This is a genomic window from Desulfobacter latus, assembly GCF_013389365.1.
In the GTDB taxonomy this organism is placed as follows: domain Bacteria; phylum Desulfobacterota; class Desulfobacteria; order Desulfobacterales; family Desulfobacteraceae; genus Desulfobacter; species Desulfobacter latus.
Genome location: NZ_JACADJ010000006.1, coordinates 16,943 through 40,378, shown reverse-complemented (window position 1 = coordinate 40,378; position 23,436 = coordinate 16,943). Strand labels below are relative to the sequence as shown.

The window sequence follows — 23,436 nt, the reverse complement described above, 5'->3', positions numbered from 1 at the left end:
AAAGGAGAAGAATTTAGTATGGCTAAAGAAGAGCCCATTAAAGTAGACGGTAAGGTCCTCGAAACACTTCCCAATGCCATGTTCAAAGTTGAACTGGAAAATAAGCATGTTCTGTTGGCACATATTTCCGGGAAAATGAGAATGCATTTTATAAAAATACTTCCCGGCGACAGGGTGACTGTGGAAATTTCTCCCTATGACCTGAGTCGTGGCAGAATTACTTACCGCTATAAATAAAAAATTATTGGAATAATGAGATGAGGAGCAGTTAGATGAAAGTCAGAGCATCCGTAAAAAAAATCTGTAGAAACTGCAAAGTTATTAAAAGGCGCGGTGTCATCAGAGTCATTTGTGTCAACAAGCGCCATAAACAGCGTCAGGGATAGGAGGATAGAAAAATTTGGCACGTATAGCTGGAGTTGACTTACCAAGAGATAAACATGCGTGGATCGCTTTAACCTATATCTATGGTATCGGGAATAGCAGGTCTATGCATATACTTGAAAAAACGGGCATTGAGCCCACAATCAAAGCCAACGATCTGACCGAAGAACAAATCAATGAAATCAGAAAAGTCATTGATGCTGAATTCAAGGTTGAAGGTGAATTGCGTTCTGAAGTGTCCATGAATATTAAACGCTTGATGGATCTCGGATGTTACAGGGGACTGCGTCATCGTAAAGGCCTGCCCTGTCACGGGCAGCGGACTAGTACCAACGCCAGAACCAGAAAAGGTCCCAAACGCGCGGCAGTGAAGAAGAAAAAGTAGGACTTAATTAAATAGGGATAAATAACAATTATGGCGAAAAAGTCTAAAAAGGTCGTTGCCAAAAAGCGGGTTAAAAAAAATATATCAACCGGCATAGTGCATATTCAGTCTACCTTTAATAACACCATTGTTACCATTGCAGATGAAAACGGTAATACCATCTCCTGGTCATCCGCCGGGATGCAGGGGTTCAAAGGGTCTAGGAAATCCACCCCCTTTGCAGCTAAACTGGTTGCAGAAGATGCGGGGGCGAAAGCAATGGAACATGGTATGAAAAACATTGGGGTATATGTTAAAGGCCCGGGTCCTGGAAGAGAATCTGCGCTTCGGGCATTGCATGCCCTTGGGTTCAATATTTCCATGATCAAGGATGTGACGCCGGTACCACATAACGGATGCCGTCCCCCAAAAAGAAGACGTGTATAAACAAAATTTTAAACGTGTAAACTTTATCTAAAAGGATAAAGGAGGAAACTTGGCAAGATATAGAGGTTCTGTCTGCAGACAGTGCAGACGTGAGAATATGAAGCTTTTTTTAAAAGGGGACCGTTGTTTTTCTGATAAATGCAGTTTTGACAGAAGAGGGTTCCCCCCGGGTGAACACGGTCAGAAAAGAGTCAAACAATCAGATTACGGCATACAGCTTCGGGAAAAACAGAAAGTTAAACGTATCTATGGTGTATCTGAAAAACAGTTCAGAAATACATTCAAAAGGGCAGATCGTCAAAAAGGCATTACAGGTATTAATTTGTTGACATTACTTGAGACCCGGTTAGACAATACCGTGTTTAGACTTGGATTTGTAAATTCCAGAAATCAGGGTCGTCATTTTGTTCGCCATAATCATTTTACTGTCAATGGCAAAAAGGTTAATGTCCCATCTTACCAGGTAAAAAAAGGGGATGTTATCGAACTTTGTGAAAAAAGTAGAACTATCCAAGCCATTATCGATTCCCTGGACGCCATTGTAAGGCGTGGTATCCCTCAATGGCTTGAAATTAATAAAGAGAGTTTTAAGGGTGAAATAAAAGGGTTACCTGGTAGGGAAGATATTTCTCTGCCGATCCAGGAACAGTTGATCGTCGAGCTTTATTCAAAATAGGTTTATCATATACATGATCTACCAAATTATCTATTCAGGAGATTTAAATGTCATCTGAAAATCTTGCATATGTTAACTGGCGAGAGATGATCAAGCCGGAAAAGCTTGATGTTACCACAACTTCCACCTATGGTAAGTTTGTGTGTGAACCCCTTGAAAGGGGATACGGCATCACCATTGGTAACTCGCTTCGGCGAATTATTTTATCATCCATTTATGGCGCCGCCATAGTCTCCGTGAAATTCGATGATGCACTTCACGAATACAGCGTTATATCAGATATTAGAGAAGATGTTTCCGAGATTATTCTAAATCTGAAAGAACTAAAGCTCAAAGTGGACGATCCAGAAGAAAAAATATTGACCCTTAATGTTACCGGCGAGGCAGAGGTTACAGGTGCGGACATCGTCAGTCCTGAAGGTGGGGTGAAGATTCTTAATCCGGAGCAGCATATTGCCACGGTAAATAAAAATGGAAAACTTAATATTGTCATGGTTGTGAAAACAGGTAAGGGGTATGCGCTCTCTTCAGCGAATAAGGACGACGATGCCCCCATCGGTACAATCCCCATTGATGCAGCGTTTTCCCCCATTAAGCGAGTAAAATATGTGGTGGGCACATCTCGTATCGGTCAGAAAACCGACTATGACAAACTGACCTTTGAGGTCTGGACAGACGGTAGTGTTACACCTGATGATGCTGTTGCCTACGGCGCAAAGATACTTAAAGAACAGATGAATCCATTTATCAATTTTGATGAGGAACTTGAACCTGATGAATCGGAATATAAAACCGATGACGGTGAAAAGGGATTCAATGAGAATATTTATCGTTCCGTGGATGAACTCGAGCTCTCTGTTCGCAGCTCAAACTGTCTGAAAAATGCAAGAATCCATACCATTTACCAGCTGGTTCAGAAAACCGACAGCGAAATGCTCAAGACAAAAAATTTCGGCCGAAAATCGCTCAATGAAATTAAAGAAGTGCTCAATTCCATGGATTTGTCTTTGGGGATGGACCTTGAAGGGATCGAACCGCCGGAAGATGTCAATACTCAGGAAGGAGAATAAATACCATGAAGCATAGAAAATCCGTATTAAAGCTGAATAGAACTAGCGCCCATAGAAAGGCGATGTTTAGGAACATGGTAACTTCTCTGTTCAAACACAGCAGCATCAAAACCACTGAGGCTAAAGCCAAAGGCCTTCGTAAAATTGCCGATAAAATGATTACCTTGGCCAAGCGCGGGGATCTTCATGCCAGGCGCCAGGCCATGGCGGTAATCCGTGAGAAAGATGTTGTGCATGCCCTTTTTGAAGAGGTAACAGAGAAGTTTAACTCAAGGCAGGGTGGATATACTAGAATTACCAAGTTAGGACCAAGAAAGGGGGACGTTGCTCCCATGGTTCAGATTGAGTTGATCACCGATTAGTTAATTAGATCGTAGAAAGGGCATGGTTTAGGTTTAAACCATGCCCTTTTTGATTTTCGTTACGCGCTGTCAGGTTTTTTTTTATCAAGCAATGTTCTCATGGTGCTGAGCAGTTGGTATGTATCCAAAGGTTTTTCAAGAAAGGCCTGAATCCCCATCGCTTTAATCTTGGACCGGGTAATGATTTCATTATAGCCGGAGCATAAGATTATAGGCATATTTTTATCTTCAGATAGTATGGCTTCAGCCAGGGCAATACCGGTCATACGGGGCATGGTCATATCGGTAATTACCATATCAAAGTTGATTTTGCCTTCCTGATAGGCATTCAGGGCACTTTCTCCATTATTAAACAGGTGGGGCGAATAATCAAATTTGTTAAGCAGTTCTTCAATTAAATTCAGGATAGCAGGCTCGTCATCTACGATCATGATGACTTCTTTGCCTGATTTCAGGGATAAATCGTTTTTTGTAGAACTGTCTGCCGACGGAGTGCTTTTTGTTACGATCGGCAAATAAACAAAGAATGCGGTTCCACCTCCTGTAATATTTTTAATATAAGAAAGGCCTTTATGATCTTCTATAATGGCTCTGACAAGGGTCAGCCCCAGCCCTCCTCTACCCCGGCCCATCTCTTGGGTAGTAAAAGAGGAATCAAAGGCCTTTTCAATGGTTTCTTGATTTATCCCGTGGCCGGTATCTTCAACCATCAGTTTTAAAAATGGTCCCGGCCGAAAATAAGTTTTGCGCTGATGTTCAGGCTGGATATGGTCCACGGTGGTCAGGCTTACCGTCAACGTCCCACCGGATGTCTTCATGGTCTGATAGGCGTTTGTACACAGGCTTATGATCATTTGATGCATCTGGGTGGGATCTGCATTAACCATATCTTTCGTCTCCACCCGGATTGCCATTTTAATTGTAGTCGGTATGGAAGACCTGAGAAGCTTAAGCGCTTCTTTAACCACAAGGTGCAGTTTTAAAGGTTTTTTTTCATTTTCCTTCTGACGGCTGAAGGTCAGAAGCTGTTCAACAAGGTCAGCTGCACGCTGGGCCCCTTTAAGAATTTGGTTCATATGATTGTTGACTTTTTCCTGATTATCTCTACTCATTTGCGCCAGTTGGGCATAACCGAAAATGCTCGACAAAATATTATTAAAATCATGGGCAATGCCGCCGGCCAAGGTGCCGACTGCTTCCATTTTCTGCGCCTTTTGTAATTGGATCAGGAGGTTGCGACGTTCTTTCTCTGAGGCTTTAAGGGCATCCTGAACCTCAATGTCTTCCGGACACTGATCATTTATCTGATCATGATATTTTTCTATACGGGTCATGAACGTATTGAAGTGCCGGGCAAGGTTGCCGATTTCATCTTTGGCATTATCGTTCAGGCGAATGCTGTAGTCACCATCTTCATGATTGTCCAGGATTTGTGTGAAATTTTTTAAGGGTTTGGTGACGGCGCGTGACAATAGACAGGCCAAGCCTATAAACGCCGGAAGGAAAAATAAAATATCCAGAGTGACTAATGTGTACAATGTGCCTGAGGGCGTCAAGATTTCGTCCATCTTCTGAATTTGAACAAAGAGAAGTGTTTTGACTATAAGCATTAATGGAACAAAAACGATGAAAAAGGAAAATAAAAGTTTGTTCCTGAATGTAAGATTCCGAATTTTGGATAATATGATCAATGGTCGTTGATAATCCCTTAAGCTGAATTATTTTTTTATGAAAAAAGTCTAATATAAACCACAAAAAAAAGCCATAATAATTGCTGTTGAGTTTACGGTTTCTTTTTTTCGGCTTTGTGTCGGTACATTTCTGAATCTGCCGTTTTAAGCAGTTCCGATGGATTATATACGCCTTCATCGGACAGGCATGAGATGCCATGGCTTATCCGGATATTAAACACATATTCACCGGAAACCATAGGATTGGTCTCAAAATACGCGGTAACCCGTTTGATAAATTGCGCGGCACATTTTTTCCCCGTGGATGGTAAAATTACGACAAATTCATCGCCGGCAAGTCGGGCCACAATATCCTGTTCCCGTTTCAGGCTGCCCAAGGCATCCGCAAAAAAGCACAGGACTTTATCGCCGATGCGGTGCCCGGCGGTATCGTTTATTGTTTTAAAATCATCGAAATCAATAAAAATAAGTGACAGTTCGCTGTTGTATCGTTTTGCCCTTGAAAATTCCCGGTCAAGAATGCGTTCAAAGACCCGCCGGTTAAACAGCCCCGTCAACGGGTCATGATAGGCCATAAATTTTAACTGCTCATAGGCCGTGACATTGGACAAACACAGGGATACTTTCCGGGCCAGTTGTTCCAACAAAGAGGTGTCAATGCCGGGCTCAAAACGGTGGGCATCAATATCTGCCAGGTTAATACTGCCCACAAGTTTCCCATCCAGCGTTATTGGGGCGATGGCAAGGGAGCCTATGGGCTCAGTTAAGGTGACGGGCATCAGGTCATGGAAATATGTTAAATTTCTATTGGCAAGCACAGGTTTTTGGTTGTTGATAATGGAAATAAAACGTTCATGGGACACAAACGCAATCGTTGATTTCAGGCCTTCGGAATCACTGTTACCCTTGAGCTGCTTACCAATAGTGCTTTCCCGGATAATAGAAAACCAGATATGCGGTATGCTGAACTTGTCTGCAATCTGGAACAAGAGTCGCTTAAAAAAATCATCAAAGTTCAGGATACTGAGAATGCTCATTTCAATCTCGTTGAACTTTCCGGCTATTTCCTCGTTTCTTTTGAGTCGTTCCAACAAGTATTGCGGTATTTGCATGAATAGCCCTGATCCTGTTTTTATCCCCCAATGGATGTCATATGATTCAATGGTATATCCCGGGCTGTTCTCTTTTCTAAACTATGGTCTAACGGTTTGTCTTTCAAGGCTGTTATCATAATTTGTTTTAACGCCTCATCATCGGCGCCGTTGCGCAGGGGGGTGAGAATATCGGTTTCATTATTTCTCAGCAGGCACGGTCGAAGGGTTCCCCGGGCAGTTAAGCGCAATCTGTTGCATTCACTGCAGAAATGAGAACTGACCGGGGTGATGAACCCTAAAATCCCCGGTGCACCGATCAGTCTGTAGGTTTTTGCCGGACCGTCATTTACGCCTTTAGGGACTGCGGTCAAAGGCCCATGGGCGGCAATGATGATATGTTTAATATCCCGGGTCAGGATTTGTTGCGCTTCACCCACATCTGTATGTCCCATGGGCATGTATTCAATGAACCGGACATGGAAGGGGTATTTCCAGGTCAGTCCGGCAATGGCTTGAATTTCATTATCGTTGAATCCTTTCAACGCCACGGTGTTGATTTTTATGGGGGACATGCCCAGATCGTATGCAGCCATGATATTGTCCCATACCCTTTGGAACCGGTCCCGCCGGGTAATCCGGATAAATGTCTCCGGCACCAGGGTATCCAGGCTGAAGTTGAGCCTTTGGATACCCATATCCATCAACGCTTTTATTTTATCCCGGTTCAGACGAGATCCGTTGGTGGTAATGGAGATATCTTTTAACTGGGGAATACGGCATAATCGGCGGATAAAGGAGAAAATACCTTTTCTGACAAACGGCTCTCCGCCGGTGACCCTGACTTTGGAGATGCCCATGTCACAGCCGATGCGGACAATTCTTAATATCTCTTCATACCGGGCAATGCTGTCATGCGCAATGACCTTGAACGGTGCTGCAGGAATACAATATATACACCTGAAATTGCACCGGTCCGTGACGGAGATTCTCAAATAGTTGATGGTTCTGGTTCCGGCAATCATGGTGCGCTTTAATTTTCTGAAACACCGGGCAACGCGTTTTCATAATGTTTGAGCAGTGCTTCAATCAGACCGTCAATCGTAAATGAATCCGCCTCAATATTTGGGGAAAGCCCTTTTTCCCGGATGGTATCCGAGGTGATGGGGCCGATGCTGGCAAGGATCACCCCTTTAAGCAGGGCAGGGGCGTTTTGGCCGTCAAGCAGGGTCAAAAAATTGGTAACCGTGGAGGATGAGGTAAACGTCACCGCGTCAATATCACCGGCTTTAAGCATATCAATGAGCCGCTCTTTTCCCTCATCTGCCAGCCGGGTTTCATATGCGGTGACCTCATCCACCAGGGCGCCCATGCGTGTCAGCTGTTCCGGCAGGATGGTGCGCGCCTTTTTTGCCCGGGGCAGCAATACTTTTTTGCCGGTCATATCAAGGCTTGAAAACGCATCAATAACAGATTCCGCCCGATATGTTTCGGGCAGAATATCGGAAATAATGCCGTAATCCGCCAGGCGTTCTTTGGTCACAGGGCCGATGCAGGCAAATTTAAGATGTCCCAGGGCACGGGCATCCTTTCCCTTTTCAAAAAGGGTGTCAAAGAAAAATTTTACCCCGTTCACCGAAGTGAGTACCAGCCAGTCATACCGGTTCAGGTGATCAATGGCCGCTTCCAACGGATTTTTATCTTCAGGCGGGGCGATTTTAATGGTGGGTATCTCAATGCACTGGGCTCCTAAACGGGTAAGCTCGGCCACAAGGCCGGAGGCCTGGGCCCGGGCCCGGGTAATCACAATTTTTTTTCCGAATAACGGTTTTTTGTCAAACCATGTCAACTCATCCCGTAAAGAGACCACATGTCCCACCACAATGATGGCCGGGGATGTCAGCCCGGCTTTTTCAACCACATCAACAATGGTGGCAAGGGTGCCGGTTACAGTCTGCTGGCGGGTGGTGGTGCCCCAGCGCACCAGGGCCACAGGGGTGTCCGACGGTTTGCCGTGTTCCATCAGTTTTGTCACGATGTTGGACAGATTTTTGACCCCCATCAGAAAAACAAGGGTGGCATCGGATTTTGCAAATATGTCCCACTGCATCCGGGACTCTTTTTTATCGGGCCGTTCGTGACCGGTAATAAAGGAGACAAACGAGGTGTGGTCCCTGTGGGTCACCGGGATACCGGCATAGGCCGGGGCTGCCACGGCAGACGTGACACCGGGGATCACCTCATAGCTGATGCCGTAGGACAGCAACTCCTGGGCCTCTTCCCCGCCGCGGCCGAAAACAAAGGGATCGCCTCCCTTGAGGCGGGCCACGTTTTTGCCTTCCCTGGCCTTGTCCACCAGGAGCCGGTTGATTTTGTCCTGGGTCAGGGTGTGGTCCCCGCCTTTTTTCCCCACATAGATAATTTCAGCGTTTTTTCCCGCATAATCAAGCAAAACGGGGGGTGCCAGGTAATCATAAACCACCACATCCGCAGATTGAATACACGCTTTTGCCTTTACGGTGATAAGTCCCGGGTCTCCCGGGCCTGCGCCAATCAGATAAACCGTTCCCCTGGGTTGTGTCATGGGATATCAAGTGCCTCCAATATGCGTTGTCCGCCTTTATCAAGAACAAGTTTTGCCAGTTCTCGGCCCTTTTCAGTGATTTGTTCCGGGGTTGATTCAATGGTTTCTTTAATAAAGGATGCGCCGTCTTCTGATGCCACCACTGCGGTAAAAATTATTTGGCTGTCCCGGATTTTGCCGAAACAGGCCACAGGAATATGGCAACTGCCTTCGATCTCTTTAAGAAATGCCCGTTCCCCGGTCACGCAGACCCGTGTAGGATCATGGTCAAGGACGGATAAGATGTCTTTCATATCCGGATCATTTTCCCGGGTTTCAATACAAAGCGCGCCCTGGCCAACTGCCGGTACCATCTCGGTTTCCGTAAGGTACTCGGTGATCTCACCGCCCTGGCCCAAACGTTCAAGCCCGGCAGCCGCCAGAACAATTGCCGCATATTCACCGGATTTGAGTTTTTTTAGCCGGGTATCCAGATTGCCCCGTATGGATTTGATTTCAAGATCCGGGCGCAGGTGTTTAAGTTGAGAGCCCCGGCGAAGGCTGGACGTGCCGATGACTGCGCCTTGGGGGTATTCCTTGAAAAGTGTTCCCTGGGCAGATATGAGTACATCAAAGGGATTGGCCCGTTCCGGTATGGCCCCGATTGCCAGTCCGTCGGGCAGTTCGCCCGGCATATCCTTCATGGAGTGAACGGCCAGGTCAATACCGCCGTCTAAAAGCGCTGCTTCGATCTCTTTAACGAAAAGCCCTTTACCTCCTACCATGGCAAGGGGGCGGTCCGTTATCCGGTCCCCCGTGGTTTTGATGATTTTTATATCAACCCGGATGTCCGGGAATGCTGTTTCAATGCTCTTTTTTACATGGTTGGCCTGCCACAGGGCTAATGTGCTTCCCCGGGTGCCGATGCAGATATTTGATTTCATGTTTACCCGATCGTCAGGCTGCTGCTGTTACTGCTGCAGGAGCTGCAATTTGTTGAAGTGCAGCCGCTACAGGCGGAGCTGCCGGCTGATGTGGTTGTCTGAATCTGGCCGCCCGGGCCTGTGGATTTGGACACAAACCCGCATTTTGACATCATTCGCGCCAGGTCTTCGCTGCTGCATGCCGGGCATGTCGGTGTATCACTACCCAACACCAGGGTTTCAAAATTTCTACCGCAGGCCTTGCAGGTATATTCATAAATCGGCATTCTTCCGCCCCTTTATATTGGTTTATAAGTTAAAAATAACAAACCAATATAAGGGTATAGGGCTTGTTTTTCAAGGCCATGATTCAATAATTTGCTTTAAAACATTGTGGTATCCCGGAAAACAAAACGCTGTACTGCACTTTCAATAATAAGAGGTATATTTGTGGTTTTAAATATCCCTTCCTTGAATAAAAGTAATCTCTAAGTTATAATTCGAAATTACTTAAATAAGGAGATCGAGATGTGGATAAACAGACGCATGGCAAGCAAATTAACCGCTGCTGTTAAATCAAGGCCGGCATTGCTTTTAACCGGGGCAAGGCAGACCGGGAAAAGTTCTCTTTTACAAAAGCTGTTTCCGGAAATTGAGTATGTTACCTTTGATTATCTCAGGCATGTCGAAACGGCAAAAGAGTCTCCGGAATATTTTCTCAGTCAGTTCAAAAACCAAGTCATTCTGGATGAAATACAATATGTGCCTGAATTGTTCCGGGAATTGAAGATCGTGATTGACCAAGACCGGTCCGGTTACGGCAGATGGATTATGACAGGCAGTCAGCAGTTTATTTTGATGGAAAAAATCAGTGAGAGCCTGGCCGGGCGGATCATTCTATTTCACCTCGAAACTTTAAGCGCCGAAGAGGTCAGGAACAAAGGGAATTTGAATCTCATTGATTTTCTTTGGAAAGGCGGATATCCGGAGCTTTGGTCCAATCCACACCTTAATGTAAGCGATTTTTTTGAAAGTTACATCCGAACGTATGTTGAAAGGGACCTGAAAACCATCATTGATGTAAAAAGATTGAACGATTTCAGAAGATTCATCCGGATTGTCGCAACCCGTTCAGGACAGTTGCTGAATTATAAAGGACTGTCAGCCGATGTGGGGGTGTCCGATGTGACCATCAGGAAATGGGTCCATGCTCTGGAAATCAGCGGACTCATATACCTTTTGCCGCCATACTATGCAAATATAGGAAAACGGCTGATCAAGTCCCCGAAGATTTATTTTGCCGACCACGGGCTGCTCTGCTACCTTTTAGGCATTGAAAGCGAATCCGACTGGTTTTCTCATCCCCTTAAGGGCAGTTTGTGGGAAAACATGGTCATGATGGAACTGGTCAAGACCCATGGCTTAATACCGGGAACCAATCTGTTTTTTTACAGGGACCAGAACGGGGTGGAAATTGATTTTGTTGTGGAACAAAAGGGCACCTTATATTTGATAGAGGCAAAGGCAGGAGAAAGGATTCCTCCGGGAAAACTCCATTTTAACCGGGTTGCCCCCCTTTTCCGGAAGACCTTCAAGACAGAAAATATTTTGGCCCTGAACATCAAAGAAGACAAAGTGCTCCGGCAAAAAGAATATGCGTTCCTGAATCCCTTGTATTCTGAAATTTCGCTTATGTCATTTTAGGAAAAGGGGGATTGGTTCTAACGTCTCATTTGTGATGGATCCTGTAGTGCCTCAATCACACCGGCAGCAATCAAGGGGATCAGTATTTCGTGATGCCCGACAATGGCATACCCTTTGCCCCGGCCCTGGGTGGGGCGGTTGACCACATTGGTCATGGGGCGGTAATGCCGGATAAAATCCAGATTTACCGTGGTGAAATCATCCACTTTATGGCCCAGGTTCCTGACCAGGGTCAGGGCTTTTAAGAATACTTCAGGAAGAATGACGGCGGATCCGGCATTGATGAACACGCCCTGTTCAAGGTCTGCCAGGGTTGATGCAAAGGTCTTGAAATCATGAAGGCTTGCCGCACCGCAGGCTGCGCCGTCAAAGCCCGGGTGCATATGAATGATGTCCGTACCAATGGCCACATGAACAGTTACGGGCAAATCCAGGCGTGTGCCGGCAGCAATCAGGCTTGAATCCTTAAACGGCAAGTCCAGGTCTTCGATAAGCCGGCCCACAGCCCGTCCCAGCCCTGTTTTTTGCTCATGGGCCCTGGAAATGGCCTCATTGAGGAATTCCGATGTCTCTTTGGCCATGCCGAAGCTCCCGCAGGTCAGACTTTCGGCCACATCTTCACTGGTGCGGCCGGTGAATGCCACTTCAAAATCATGGATGATGCAGGAGCCGTTCATGGCCAGATGGGTAATCACGCCGTTTTCCATGAGATCAATCAGGATGGGTGCCATGCCGGTTTTGACCACATGCCCGCCCATACCGAAGCAGACGTGGCGATTTTTCTGGGCGGCAACCGCAATGGCGTCAATCACATGGCGGATATCTTTGCCCGCAAGAATGGCGGGCAGCCGGTCAAAAAAAGTCCCGAGGTCTGCGCCCTTTGTCCAGGGTTCGGCAAAATCATCCCGGGACACCAGGCTTTTTCTGTCCTTGATGGAATAGGTGGAGAGCTTTGAGTAGTCCAGTTTTAGGTGGTCCGGTTCTGAGCAATACAGGGGGGGCTGCCCGGTCCCTTTCTTATTGGTCACGGAACAGCATCCTTTCGGCAAGATCGCAAAGAATATGAGCCAGGGTGATATGAACCTCCTGGATACGGGCGGTTACGGGACTGTCCACACAAAAGGCCATATCACTGATCTCTTTCAGCTTTCCCCCGGCCCCGGAGAATCCTACCAGGGTCAGTCCCTGATCCTTTGCCACGGCTGCCGCCCGGATCACATTGGCGGAATTGCCCGACGTTGAGATCCCAATGGCCATATCCTTTTTGTCTCCTAAAGCCTGGACCTGTTTTGAAAAAATTTCATCAAAGGTATAATCATTGCCGATACTGGTGATAATTGAGGTGTCGCAGGTCAGGGCAATGGCGGGTAATGGTTTGCGTTCCATCTGAAACCGGTTGACAAATTCTGCAGCAATGTGCTGGCAGTCCGCTGCAGACCCGCCATTGCCGAAAAGCAGGAGTTTTCCGCCTGCATCAAAGGTGCCTGCCATTTGCCGGGCACAGGTTTCAATAAGATCCCCATGGGTTGCAAAAAATTTTTGCTTGGTGTCAATGGCATCCTGAACAGTTTGCCGGATCAACGCTTTCATGCGCTTTATGTCCTTTATGGTAAAATAAAATACTTAATGATTTCGTTCATAACATCGGGAATCAGGCGGATTTGATGGAAAGATCCTGATTTGTTTCTTTAATCCGGTCCTGGATATTTTGAATTTTTTCAAGATTCTGTTTATATTGTTTATTTTCAGGGTCCAGGTCCAAGCTTTTTTGGGCAAAGCTTAACGCAATGGACAGGTTCTTTTTCTGTAACGCCATGGCCCGGGCATAGCCGGATAACGCCTTGGGATCATTGGGGTTTAGTTTTACGGCCTGGTTAAACTGGGCTGCGGCGCCTGCGTAATCTTCTCTCGCCAGAAAGAGCTGGCCTTTGATTCTAAAAGCCGTGCCGGATTCGGGTTTAAGCCGGATGGCGGCATCCAGGTGGGGCATGGCCAGGTCAAATTCGTTTTCTTTGAAGAGAAGATGACCCAACAGCAGCTCAATTTCAAATACATCAGGATTGATCGCATGGGCTTTTCTAAGGTAGGCTAAAGCGGAATCGTTTCTTTCATTGATCCGGTGGATCAGGCCGATGTTGTGAATGACCATCACCTCTTCGGGATTGATATTGCGGGCCTTTTCAAAGAATTCCATGGCTTTGTCCAGGCAGGCATCCACCCCAAACGCGACGCCCAGACTATTGAGCAGGTTGATATCGACCGGGGCAATGGAAAGCCCTTTTTCGTATTCAGTGATGGCTGCGTCAATATTGTTGAGCTGGAACAGCCTGTCACCACTGATATTCAGGGACAGGCCGTCAAATTCAACCGTATGGCCGGGGCCGAAAAATGCGGCATGATCCAGGGCCTTGAGCGCACATCCCGCCATCTCTTCAACCGGGAAATTATGAAAAGGGAAAGCAATTGCCCCCATGATCAGTTCGGCATTCAGGGCCTGGGAAATTTTGTCATTGAGCAGACCAAGCAGTTTTTTACCTTGGTCAGCAGTTTTATAATTCCAAAATACAAAAATGGCAGTGAACGGGTCTAAGCATTCCCAGATGCCTTTGTCGTCATCCAGGACTGAATGAAAACAGGCGTGAAAAATCTCATTTGCTTTATCAATGGTTTCTTCCGACGCTGCCGGATCAATTTGTATGGCCACCGTGGTAAATGTCTGCAGAGATGCGCAGGTATCGGCGATACGCCGGGAAAAAATTTTGAATTCCTTTGACGGCTGTGTGAGCAGGTCCGAATAATAAACGTCCGGGGGCCTGAGATCAGGGGCGTCTCCGTTTTTTTTTAGAAACCGGATCTCTTTTGCAATGAATTTGAGCATCATAATGAATTTATCAGTTTTTTTAAGATGTTGGCAAGGAGTTTATCCTGTCCGGGTTGAAGTGTTCTAGGGTCAATGATGAAGCAATCATCCTCAATGCGTCCCATCACGGCCGGATCAAAGGCCCGCAGTTTCTTGTCCAGGGCTGTTACGGACATGGTTTTGGGCCGTATGGTCAAGCATCGGGTGGGCAAGGTCAGTCCGGGATAGGAACCGCCGCCCGGCCTGGACGTCATATCTGCCAGGGCAAGTTCCGCCTGGTTTCCCACAGCTTCTGTGACCCGTGAAAACAGAACGTCTGCATCCCGGCTGATCTGTTCATAGGACAACGTCAACATCCTTAGTGTGGGAATTTTTTCCACAGCCATCCGGGTGTCCCGGTACAGTTTGAGTGTTGCTTCCAAACCGGCCAGGGTCATCTTGTCAATGCGCAGGGCCCGGGTCAGGGGGTTGGCCTTGATCTGGTCCAGGCACTGTTTTGTACCGACAATAATGCCGGCCTGGGGACCGCCTAGAAGCTTGTCTCCGCTGAAGGTGACCACGTCGGCACCCGAAGCCACCTGTTTAAATACCGGGGGTTCGGAAGGCAATCCAAATGCACTGAAATCAATCAGCGTGCCCGATCCCAGGTCTTCCATCACCGGAATGCCGTGGGTTTTTCCAATATCCACCAGTTCCTTGAGCGAAACCGATGCGGTGAAGCCCTCAATTTTATAATTGGAGGTATGCACCTTGAGTAAAAGCCCTGTCTCTTCGGTAACGGCATTGACGTAATCATCGGGGTGGGTGCGGTTGGTGGTGCCTACTTCCTTTAAAATACACCCGCTTTTTATCATGACGTCCGGTACCCTGAAGGCGCCGCCGATCTCCACAAGCTCTCCTCTGGAGACAATGACCTGGCGTCCCTGGGCAAGGGTATTTAAGGCCAGCAGAACGGCACCGGCATTGTTGTTTACGGCCATGGCTGCTTGCGCGCCGGTCAATTCGCAGATCAGCGCTTCAATTGCCGCGTAGCGAATGCCGCGCTTGCCCGTCGCAAGATCAAGCTCAAGGTTGGAATAGGCGGATGAGACCGCCATGATATTATCTAAGGCATCCCGGCAGAGCAAGGCCCTGCCAAGATTGGTGTGCAGGACTACGCCGGTGGCGTTGATCAACGGGGTAAGCCGGTTTTTCATTTTTTGGCCGGCAAACAAGGCCGCCTGCTTTAGTATGGCTTCATCACTGATTGTTACAGGTTTGTCTGCAAGGATTTGTTTGCGGATATTGTCAATGGCCCTTCGTACGGATTCAAGCACGAGGCGGCGCGGTATCCGTGTAAATCGGTCATCTGTTTCGGTAAGGGTCAAAATATGATCTACACCGGGCAGGGATTTTAATTGTAAATGCGTATCAGGTCTTGGTTGTTCCATGGGGCGAATCCTGTATCAGTATATCCAGGGGCAGATCGTCGATGTACCGGGCCAGGGCTGCACCGTCCAGATCCATTTTTTTGATGATGGGTTCCAGGTGCAGGGCATCTATGTTATCAATATCAAACCCTGCGAAAAATTTTTCCATGATCCGGTCTGCCAGATAGACAATTTCCACCAGCTGTGAGTCGACTTGGGCATCTTCAGGGGTATGGTGGCAGCGGATGACTTCGGTCAATGCGTCTGAAAAGCCCCATTTTTCCGCCAGGATCACGCCGGCCCGGCAGTGGTCGAAGCCCAATACTTTTTCTTCGGATTGGAGGATACTTTGCTTGTCATTTCCCAAAGTCCGAAAAAAAAACGGTAAACAGTCTGATATATGCTGATCCAGGACGACCTTGCCGATGTCGTGCAGCAGGCCTGCCGTGTACGCTGACCAGGGATGTGCAACCCCGGTTTCCTTTGCCAGCCGTTCTGCAAGGCAGGCCACACCCACGGTATGGGAAAAAAGCCCGCCTTTGCATAGGGAGTAGCCTGATGGCCCGATCTGCTTGAAATAGCTTTCAATGGCCGTTGTTATTACACTTCTGACCAGTTTCTCCTTGCCAAGTATCAGCACCGCATCCTTGAGCGAGTCAATTTTTATGGTACCCGAGAAAAGAACGGAATTACACATTTGCAATGTCCGGGCAGACAGCACTTGGTCCTGGGACAGTTCCTGTATAATATCATTAATACTGTAGCTGCTCTGGTTGAACATTCTAAAAATTTTCAGTGCGGTCTGGGGGATCGGCTGGAGATTGTCAATGGTGTCCATGATGGCTTCAGAACCTGAAATCGGTGCCATGGCGCCCGGGACAATGGTTGTCTCCCATAGCGGTATAATTTTTGTTTCACCGGTCAACATCTCCAGCTCAAGGGTGCAGGCGAAAAAACCACCGGTCTCAGAGCTGAGGATTTCAATACCTTGCTCTTTTAATATAGTTACCAACTCCATAGAGAAATATAGAGATTGGTCTTAAACAGGTTGATTGACTGTCAGCGGCGAACCACCTATCTCTCGAAGCGTATAGCTCAGTTCTAACCTGTCGGATGCACTACGAGCATCCGGAAACCGCTTAAAACAAAAACGGTTTCATTTTGCGAAAATCTGTTAAGTCCTTTAGCTCAACATTTCCAAAACGTTTGGCTATGTTTTTGCCAGCATTAACATTCGCATTATCGGTATAATAGGCGTATTTTACTCTATTGTCAACTATTTTATGTTATATTTTATATGGAACTTCACGATACCTGTCGACGCATATTTTTCCGGGGTGCTGGATTGAAAATCCGTATTTTCTAATGGGGAGGGCAAAAGGATATGGATCAGTCCACCGGCTTTGCGCTTTGGGTCATACAGTGCCAGGCCCAGGCAGGTTCCAAGGATCGCCTGGAATTTCCGAGGTGATTTTTTTCCAACCCTGAGGCGGCCTGTGGGAATGTACTCGTTTTGTATATGGTTCATTAAATACAGATATTGATTTTTGTTAAAATCCCTTAATATCATTAATAGACATTATACCTATTTTTCATAACCTATTGATTTTATTGGGAAGTTGATTTTTGCAAATCTAATAAAATCAAGCACTTAGCTAAAATCGGTATAATGTCTAATGTGTTAAAGGTTTCAACCTTAATTTAAGAGTATAGGAATTTCCATTTCCCAGCACCCAGCACCCAGCACCCAGCACCCAGTACCTACCAGCCCGCCCAAAGGGCGCTAATTTAATTAAGGAAAAATAACCTCTTTGCCATTATGGATGGCGGTGCGGTTTCGACCCTTCTCCTTGGCTGAATAAAGGGCCTTGTCAGCCCGTGCAATCAGGCTGTTCAAATTTTCATCCGGAATGAACTGGGCCACGCCTAAAGAGATGGTGATCGTACCAATATCCTTACCTGAACTTTTGGATTGCCATTTCATTTTTTCAAGGCTGGTGCGGATTTGTTCGGCCAGGGCAAAACCGCCGTCCATTTTGGTTTCGGGCAATGCCATGATAAATTCTTCGCCGCCGAATCTGCCGGCAATATCCTTGCCTTTGATATGTTTCTGTAAAAGCCTGGACAGCAGTTTGAGTACATTATCCCCGGTGATATGGCCATAGTTATCATTTATTCGTTTAAACCGGTCGAGGTCTGCAATGATCAGTGTTAAGGGGGTGGTCTTTGCCTGGGCCTCTTTTATGGGTTTTACCATGGCATCCTCAAAACCACGGCGGTTGAGAAGCCCTGTGAGCATATCCGTTTTTGCCGCTTCCCTCAATTTTTTAAGTTCCAGTGTCAGCGCATCAAGTTCGCTGATGGTCTTGTGAACATTTTTTTTAACCTCGGTGTTGCCATCAATGATCCGCTGGGTTTCCAAAATAATATCCCTGCAAATATTTTTGATATCCGATTGGTTTGACGCATTGTTCAAATCTTCAATCCGGGCTTTGAGGTTGTCTCTCTGCCGACCCATACGGTTTCCGGCCTCGTTAAGGCACGAGGTCATTCCGTTAAGAAGGTTTTCTGCTTTTCTCGTTTGTTCTTTGGCCACAACCAATGGCCTGTCGGAAACGTAATGCTTGAACCATTCAAGGATCGTCTGATAGTTTATCAGGTCTTTTTTCTTGCGGGCGGCCTCGATCTCCTTATGCAGTTCAGGATTTCGGCCCGAGGCATACTCATACCACACGGAATAGGCAATTGGGGTATAAGGAAGTTTCAGTTCGGAGAGTTCTTTGAGGATTATTCGAAGATATCTTCCGGATGCTTCCAGGGAATCAGGATATAAATTTTTTAGCATTGCGTTATCTTTCGTTATTTATACTTATATACAGCCATGAATTATGGTTTACAAGTCTTTTGTCCGTGTTTTTTTAAAGGCAAAAAATGCCGTTTGTGGTAAGATCCACTCAATTTTTTATTTGTATCAACCCTAAGATTATAAAAGGCGCTTATGCAGAAAACAGCAAAAGAATATATTATTTTCCCTCTGGACTTTCCTTCCATGGCGGCGGCACAGTCGCATATCCGTCAGCTTGACGGCCGGGTGGGTATGTTTAAAATCGGTCTTGAACTGTTTATCCGCCAGGGTCCGGCTGTGGTGGAGATGGTCAAAAAGATGTCCAGTGCCGGTATTTTTCTGGATTTAAAACTGCATGATATTTCCGCCACGGTTGGCCGGGCCATGGCCCGGGTGGCGGATCTCGGGGTGGATCTGGTAACCGTTCATGGTGCGTCTTCACAAAAAATGCTTGGGGCAGCCGTTGACAATGCCGGAAAGACCAATGTGCTTGCCGTGACCCTGCTTACGGACAATGACGCAGATACGGTCCGTGCCCAGGGATTTAAGGATGAGTATGTCAATGCCCCGGAAAAGCTGGTGCTGCTGCGGGCCCGGATGGCCCTGGACGCCGGATGTGCCGGTGTGGTGTGCTCAGGACGGGAAACCGCCATGTTGAAAGCGCAATTCGGTAAAAGGTGTCTGGCTGTTACGCCGGGGATCCGGCCCCAATGGTACTTGACACCCGGGGATGACCAGAAGCGGATTGTTACGCCGGCTAAGGCTGTGCAAGCTGGTTCTGACTATATTGTCATTGGGCGGCCCATCCGGGATGCCGACGACCCGGCCCGGGCCGCTGAAAAAGTGGCCCGAGAAATTGAAGCCGGTCTGGCCGGCGCGTCCGTGTAGGACGGCCAGACAAACCGGCATTGGCAAAACAGCAAAAAACAGCTTTTACTCGATCGCCGAGGCCTTGGTCATATTTTCGGCCACACGAATTTCCGGTAGGTTGGGTTGAGGAACGAAACCCAACGCCGATAATGTTGTTGGGTTTCACTTCGTTCAACCCAACCTACGCTGTGGCCCATGTTCTGACCAAGCCCATCGTCGAAGTTGGGCAAATTAACAAAAACCGGATCATCGAATTTTAATTGTTATTCCTTGTCCAGGCCAAAGGCGGCATGCAGGGTTCTGACCGCCAGTTCCGCATATTTGGCCAGAATCACGCATGAAATACGGATTTCAGAAGTTGAAATCATGCGGATGTTAATGTTTTCTTCAGCCAGCGCCTTGAACATCACTGCCGCCACGCCGGAATGGCTTTTCATCCCCAGGCCGATGACTGATATTTTGGCAATTTCAGTGGCGGTTCTTATTTCGCCGGCATGGATTTGATCCGCCACTTTTTTGGAAATTTCCATTGCCCGTTCAAAATCGTCCATGGTCACGGTAAAGGTCAAGTCTGTTTCGCCGCCGGTGCGGGAGTTCTGGATGATCATGTCCACGGAGATCCCGGCCTCGGCAAGGGCCCCGAAAACCTTGGCTGATATGCCGGGCTGGTCAGGGACGCGCTTGAACGTAATTCTAGCTTCATTCATGTCACAGGTGACGCCTGATACCACCGGGCTTTCCATATTTTTACTTTCGTTGACAACCATGGTTCCTTCCTCCTCATTGAATGATGACCGGACATGCACGGGTACATTGTATTTTTTTGCAAATTCCACAGACCTGATCTGGAGAACTTTTGCGCCCAGAATGGCCATTTCAAGCATTTCATCATAGGAAATTCTGCTGATTTTCCTGGCTTTGGGGCAGATCCTTGGGTCGGTTGTGTACACCCCGTCCACATCGGTGAAGATTTCACAGACATCGGCTTTGAGCGATGCGGCAATGGCAACGGCCGAGGTGTCGGATCCGCCCCGGCCCAGGGTGGTGATATCTCCGTGGTCATCCGCACCCTGGAACCCTGCCACCACGACAATATGTCCTTCATCCAGGGCCTCCCGTAGATTATGGCTGTCGATCTCCCGGATTCTGGCCTTGCCTGACATATGGTCGGTATGGATACCGGCCTGGAAACCTAAGAAAGACTTGGCTTTCAGTCCCCTTGATTTAAGCATCATGGCCATTAAGGCCGCCGTGGTCTGTTCCCCGGTTGCCAACAGCACGTCCAGTTCCCGTTTGTCAGGGGTGTCAGATGCCTGTCCGGCAAGGCTGATCAGATTATTTGTCACGCCTGCCATGGCCGAAAGCACCACCACCATCCGGTCTCCGTTTTCATGGGCCTTTTGTACCCGGTCGGCCACTTTGGAGATCCTTTCGATATCTGCCACAGATGTGCCGCCAAATTTTTGCACCCGTAACGCCATTGTGTCTCCCAAAATTTTAACTTTTATTAATAACTTTACTTATTATACTCTCGATGATCGAGTTATAGGGATAGATTGCTTAGCAGATTTGTTCCGGCTTGTCCAGATGGTGAAAAGGTTATTTTTCTATTAAAGTCGGCATCAAATTCAAAATGGATATAGAGATCAAATATAAATCCGGTTTCAATGAGAAGATCAGGCCATTCCACCACGGTGACGCTGTTCTGTCCCATCTGGTCCTCAATACCGATATATTCCAGCTCGTCCGGGTCTGAAAGCCTGTACAGGTCCAGGTGGCACAGACGCATTTTTCCTGCCGGATATTCATTCATGATGGTAAAGGTGGGACTGGTGATATAGTAACCCTCCTCAATCTCCAGCCCTCCGGCAAGGCCCTGGACAAAACAGGTCTTGCCACAGCCAAGATCCCCGGTCAGGGCCATGGCGCAACTTAAGTGCTGTTCCCGGATATAATGACCCAGGCGCCTGGCCGGTTCCTGGGTCTGTTCCGGGCTCTGGGATATAATCTCTTTCATGAAAAAAGCGTTTTTAACGCCTGGGGAATGTTCGCCACCATATCTGATGCCGAAAAACCAAAGGCGTAATCCTGGGCCAGGAGATCCCCGCACAATCCGTGAACATAAACGCCTGCAAGGGCCGCAGATTCTGGGGGCAGATTTTGGGCCAGGAATGCCGCAATCATGCCGGTGAGTACATCCCCCATGCCGCCGCAGGCCATACCGGGATTGCCCGTGGGACAGATAGAGACAGCCCCGTCCGGGCAGGCCACAAGGGTCTGGGCACCCTTGAGCACCAGGATAACCTTGTATTTCTCTGCAAAGTTCCGGGCGGTTTCCATCCGGTTCTGCTGAATATCTGCAGTGGTTTTACCGGTAAGGCGGGCCATCTCACCTGGGTGGGGGGTAAGAATCACCGGGGCCTTGACCGTGCCCAGAATGTCAGGATTTTCAGCAATGCAGTTCAGGCCGTCAGCGTCAATGACCATGGGTACGGATGCAATGGCCATAATGCCTTTTATCAGTTCCCGGGTCCCGGGATCCGTGCCGATACCGGGTCCTAAAGCCAAAGCGGCTTTGTCTGCTAACAGTGCCGTAATGTCATCCACGGCCGTGGCACTCAAGCCCCCGGATGGCGTCTGGGCCAATGCAGTTGTCATGGGTTCCATGACCATGGGTTCGATGACGGGCATAAGCGTTTCAGGAACGCCTAAGGTCACAAGGCCGGCACCGGTTCGCATGGCCGCGTTGGCGCACAATGCCGCGGCCCCGGTTTTGCCCGGCGAGCCGGCCAGTACCAGCAGATGACCGAAACTGCCCTTGTGGGCATTGAAATTTCTGGCTGGTATCAGGTCTGCAATGTCATGGGATTCAGGCAGAAAAATATCGGGAGATTGTGCTTTTGCAATGTGACCGGGAATGCCGATGTCAATCACCTCCAGGTCACCTGTGTGAAAATTGCCCGGGTATAGAATGTGTCCGGCCTTGGCAAAAGCAAAGGTGGCGGTGGCATCGGCCTGGATGGCTACCCCGCATACGGCGCCTGTATCCGCATTGATTCCCGAAGGGATGTCCACGCTGAAAACCGCTTTGCCCGAATCGTTGATCAGTTCAATCACATCACGGTAAATGCCCCGGACATCGGCATTTAGTCCTGTGCCGAAAATAGCGTCCACAAACAGATCATGATCCTGAAGAATTTCGCCTGCCGCTTCCAAGGATTCTTTGTCGGTAATTTCAATAAATTGTGACTGGGAATGTTCGGCCAGAAGATCCATTACCAGGTTCATATTTACACCCGCATCACCCTGGACGCGGTTTGGGTTGGACAAAAGAAAAAAGCTGACACTTACCCCCATCTCCATGAGGTAACGTCCGATCACAAACCCATCTCCGCCGTTGTTGCCCCGGCCCGCTACCACAGCCACCCTGGCCCCTTTAAGGTCAAAGTGATCGGAAAGCGTCTCCAGGGCACCCCGGCCTGCATTTTCCATGAGTACCCGGCCTGGAATGCCAAAGCTTTCAATGGTGTTTTTATCCATTTGCTGCATCTGTCTGGTGGTCACAATGATCATAATTTATGTTCCTCTTTCAGGCCATTACTTCTTTATATCTGAAGCAGGATACCAGGTGATCGTTCACCATGCCCGTGGCCTGCATGTGGGCATAGATGATAGTGGGCCCGGTAAATTTAAACCCGCGCTTACATAAGTCTTTTGAGAATGCGTCGGACTGACGGCTCGTCGCCGGCACCTGGTCCTGGCTGGTATAGTGGTTGATGATGGGCGTGCCGTCCACAAACCGCCAGGCATAGGCGTCAAAACTACCGAATTCTTCCTGGATTTTTAAGAACGCCTGGGCATTGGTCACCGCAGACCGGACTTTAAGCTTGTTTCTGATGATGCCGGGATCTTGCAGCCGCTTTTGAATATCGGCTTCGGTAAATCGCGCGACCTTTTCAGGGTCAAACGCACAAAATGCATTGCAATATCCCTGGCGGCGCTTGAGAATCGTCAGCCAGGACAACCCTGCCTGGGCCCCTTCAAGGATGAGAAATTCAAAGATTTTTCGGTCATCGTGAACCGGCACCCCCCATTCCGTATCATGATAACGGATATATAAAGGATCACTGGTCACCCAGCTGCAACGTGTAATATCGTTCATGACGGATTTTAATAT

General features: G+C 47.9%; 26 protein-coding genes. 9 read left to right on the top strand and 17 right to left on the bottom strand.

Annotated elements, in window-relative coordinates:
• Positions 1-18 precede the first annotated feature (18 nt).
• From infA to rplQ, 7 genes are read left to right on the top strand one after another with little or no spacing between them, the layout of a single operon-like run.
• Positions 19-237 (top strand): translation initiation factor IF-1, encoded by a 219-nt coding sequence (infA, locus tag HXW94_RS02990; protein WP_004073836.1) that lies wholly within the window; start codon positions 19-21, stop codon positions 235-237.
• Positions 238-272: 35 nt separating this feature from the next.
• Positions 273-386, top strand: a complete 114-nt coding sequence (rpmJ, locus tag HXW94_RS02985) for a 50S ribosomal protein L36 (RefSeq protein ID WP_084691657.1) — start codon at positions 273-275, stop codon at positions 384-386.
• A 14-nt stretch (positions 387-400) separates the two neighbouring features.
• The gene (gene rpsM, locus HXW94_RS02980; protein ID WP_178365419.1) at positions 401-769 is read left to right on the top strand and encodes a 30S ribosomal protein S13; all 369 of its coding nucleotides are present in this window, start codon (positions 401-403) and stop codon (positions 767-769) included.
• 30 nt (positions 770-799) lie between these two features.
• Entirely contained in the window at positions 800-1,195 is a 396-nt protein-coding gene (rpsK, locus tag HXW94_RS02975) for a 30S ribosomal protein S11 (RefSeq protein WP_020589487.1), read from the top strand.
• A 49-nt stretch (positions 1,196-1,244) separates the two neighbouring features.
• The gene (gene rpsD / locus HXW94_RS02970; protein WP_178365418.1) at positions 1,245-1,871 is read left to right on the top strand and encodes a 30S ribosomal protein S4; all 627 of its coding nucleotides are present in this window, start codon (positions 1,245-1,247) and stop codon (positions 1,869-1,871) included.
• Between the two features lie 47 nt (positions 1,872-1,918).
• Positions 1,919-2,941, top strand: coding sequence for a DNA-directed RNA polymerase subunit alpha (locus HXW94_RS02965; protein ID WP_178365417.1), 1,023 nt, complete (start codon positions 1,919-1,921; stop codon positions 2,939-2,941).
• 5 nt (positions 2,942-2,946) lie between these two features.
• Entirely contained in the window at positions 2,947-3,303 is a 357-nt protein-coding gene (rplQ, locus tag HXW94_RS02960) for a 50S ribosomal protein L17 (RefSeq protein ID WP_178365416.1), read from the top strand.
• Positions 3,304-3,362: 59 nt separating this feature from the next.
• On the opposite strand, the gene HXW94_RS02955 is transcribed toward rplQ, so the two are convergent.
• The 6 genes from HXW94_RS02955 to HXW94_RS02930 all read right to left on the bottom strand — a co-directional run bounded on the left by HXW94_RS02955 (position 3,363) and on the right by HXW94_RS02930 (position 9,858).
• On the bottom strand, positions 3,363-4,859 hold the full coding sequence (locus HXW94_RS02955; protein WP_218576541.1) for a response regulator: 1,497 nt from the start codon (positions 4,857-4,859) through the stop codon (positions 3,363-3,365).
• A 227-nt stretch (positions 4,860-5,086) separates the two neighbouring features.
• Positions 5,087-6,106 (bottom strand): sensor domain-containing diguanylate cyclase, encoded by a 1,020-nt coding sequence (locus HXW94_RS02950; protein WP_178365414.1) that lies wholly within the window; start codon positions 6,104-6,106, stop codon positions 5,087-5,089.
• Between the two features lie 20 nt (positions 6,107-6,126).
• On the bottom strand, positions 6,127-7,110 hold the full coding sequence (gene moaA, locus HXW94_RS02945) for a GTP 3',8-cyclase MoaA (protein WP_178365413.1): 984 nt from the start codon (positions 7,108-7,110) through the stop codon (positions 6,127-6,129).
• 8 nt (positions 7,111-7,118) lie between these two features.
• Entirely contained in the window at positions 7,119-8,669 is a 1,551-nt protein-coding gene (gene cobA / locus HXW94_RS02940; protein ID WP_178365412.1) for a uroporphyrinogen-III C-methyltransferase, read from the bottom strand.
• Positions 8,666-9,592: a hydroxymethylbilane synthase gene (hemC, locus tag HXW94_RS02935; protein WP_178365411.1), complete on the bottom strand. Its 927-nt coding sequence runs from the start codon at positions 9,590-9,592 to the stop codon at positions 8,666-8,668. Before hemC ends, cobA begins: the two co-directional genes overlap by 4 nt.
• Before the next feature lie 2 nt (positions 9,593-9,594).
• Positions 9,595-9,858 (bottom strand): FmdB family zinc ribbon protein, encoded by a 264-nt coding sequence (locus HXW94_RS02930; protein WP_178365410.1) that lies wholly within the window; start codon positions 9,856-9,858, stop codon positions 9,595-9,597.
• A gap of 241 nt (positions 9,859-10,099) precedes the next feature.
• On the opposite strand from HXW94_RS02930, the gene HXW94_RS02925 reads away from it, so the two are divergent.
• Positions 10,100-11,275, top strand: coding sequence for an ATP-binding protein (locus tag HXW94_RS02925; RefSeq protein ID WP_178365409.1), 1,176 nt, complete (start codon positions 10,100-10,102; stop codon positions 11,273-11,275).
• A 17-nt stretch (positions 11,276-11,292) separates the two neighbouring features.
• Here HXW94_RS02925 and HXW94_RS02920 read toward each other — a convergent pair whose 3' ends face one another.
• From HXW94_RS02920 to HXW94_RS02890, 7 genes are all read right to left on the bottom strand, one after another.
• Positions 11,293-12,303 carry a GSU2086 family protein gene (locus HXW94_RS02920; RefSeq protein WP_343054541.1) on the bottom strand — a complete coding sequence of 337 codons (1,011 nt, stop codon included), beginning with the start codon at positions 12,301-12,303 and terminating at the stop codon, positions 11,293-11,295.
• Positions 12,293-12,865, bottom strand: coding sequence for a D-sedoheptulose-7-phosphate isomerase (locus HXW94_RS02915; RefSeq protein ID WP_178365408.1), 573 nt, complete (start codon positions 12,863-12,865; stop codon positions 12,293-12,295). Before HXW94_RS02915 ends, HXW94_RS02920 begins: the two co-directional genes overlap by 11 nt.
• Positions 12,866-12,926: 61 nt before the next feature.
• On the bottom strand, positions 12,927-14,156 hold the full coding sequence (locus HXW94_RS02910; protein WP_178365407.1) for a tetratricopeptide repeat protein: 1,230 nt from the start codon (positions 14,154-14,156) through the stop codon (positions 12,927-12,929).
• Positions 14,153-15,565 (bottom strand): L-seryl-tRNA(Sec) selenium transferase, encoded by a 1,413-nt coding sequence (gene selA / locus HXW94_RS02905; protein ID WP_178365406.1) that lies wholly within the window; start codon positions 15,563-15,565, stop codon positions 14,153-14,155. The genes HXW94_RS02910 and selA overlap by 4 nt, the downstream gene beginning before the upstream one ends.
• Complete coding sequence (locus HXW94_RS02900; protein WP_178365405.1) at positions 15,546-16,562, bottom strand: HDOD domain-containing protein; 1,017 nt, start codon at positions 16,560-16,562, stop codon at positions 15,546-15,548. Before HXW94_RS02900 ends, selA begins: the two co-directional genes overlap by 20 nt.
• A 258-nt stretch (positions 16,563-16,820) precedes the next feature.
• Positions 16,821-17,072, bottom strand: coding sequence for a hypothetical protein (locus tag HXW94_RS02895; RefSeq protein ID WP_178365404.1), 252 nt, complete (start codon positions 17,070-17,072; stop codon positions 16,821-16,823).
• A 264-nt stretch (positions 17,073-17,336) separates the two neighbouring features.
• Positions 17,337-18,389, bottom strand: coding sequence for a GGDEF domain-containing protein (locus HXW94_RS02890; protein WP_178365403.1), 1,053 nt, complete (start codon positions 18,387-18,389; stop codon positions 17,337-17,339).
• 153 nt (positions 18,390-18,542) lie between these two features.
• Here HXW94_RS02890 and pyrF point away from each other — a divergent pair, with 153 nt between their 5' ends.
• A complete protein-coding gene (gene pyrF / locus HXW94_RS02885; protein ID WP_178365402.1) occupies positions 18,543-19,277 on the top strand; it encodes an orotidine-5'-phosphate decarboxylase in 735 nt (244 codons plus the stop codon).
• Between the two features lie 245 nt (positions 19,278-19,522).
• Here the strand turns inward: pyrF and HXW94_RS02880 are convergent, their stop codons facing one another.
• The 4 genes from HXW94_RS02880 to HXW94_RS02865 all read right to left on the bottom strand — a co-directional run bounded on the left by HXW94_RS02880 (position 19,523) and on the right by HXW94_RS02865 (position 23,421).
• Positions 19,523-20,740, bottom strand: a complete 1,218-nt coding sequence (locus HXW94_RS02880) for an aspartate kinase (protein WP_178365401.1) — start codon at positions 20,738-20,740, stop codon at positions 19,523-19,525.
• A 62-nt stretch (positions 20,741-20,802) separates the two neighbouring features.
• Entirely contained in the window at positions 20,803-21,276 is a 474-nt protein-coding gene (gene tsaE, locus HXW94_RS02875) for a tRNA (adenosine(37)-N6)-threonylcarbamoyltransferase complex ATPase subunit type 1 TsaE (protein ID WP_178365400.1), read from the bottom strand.
• Positions 21,273-22,832, bottom strand: coding sequence for an NAD(P)H-hydrate dehydratase (locus HXW94_RS02870; RefSeq protein WP_178365399.1), 1,560 nt, complete (start codon positions 22,830-22,832; stop codon positions 21,273-21,275). Before HXW94_RS02870 ends, tsaE begins: the two co-directional genes overlap by 4 nt.
• Positions 22,833-22,848: 16 nt before the next feature.
• The gene (locus tag HXW94_RS02865) at positions 22,849-23,421 is read right to left on the bottom strand and encodes a DNA-3-methyladenine glycosylase I (RefSeq protein ID WP_178365398.1); all 573 of its coding nucleotides are present in this window, start codon (positions 23,419-23,421) and stop codon (positions 22,849-22,851) included.
• Positions 23,422-23,436: the final 15 nt, after the last annotated feature.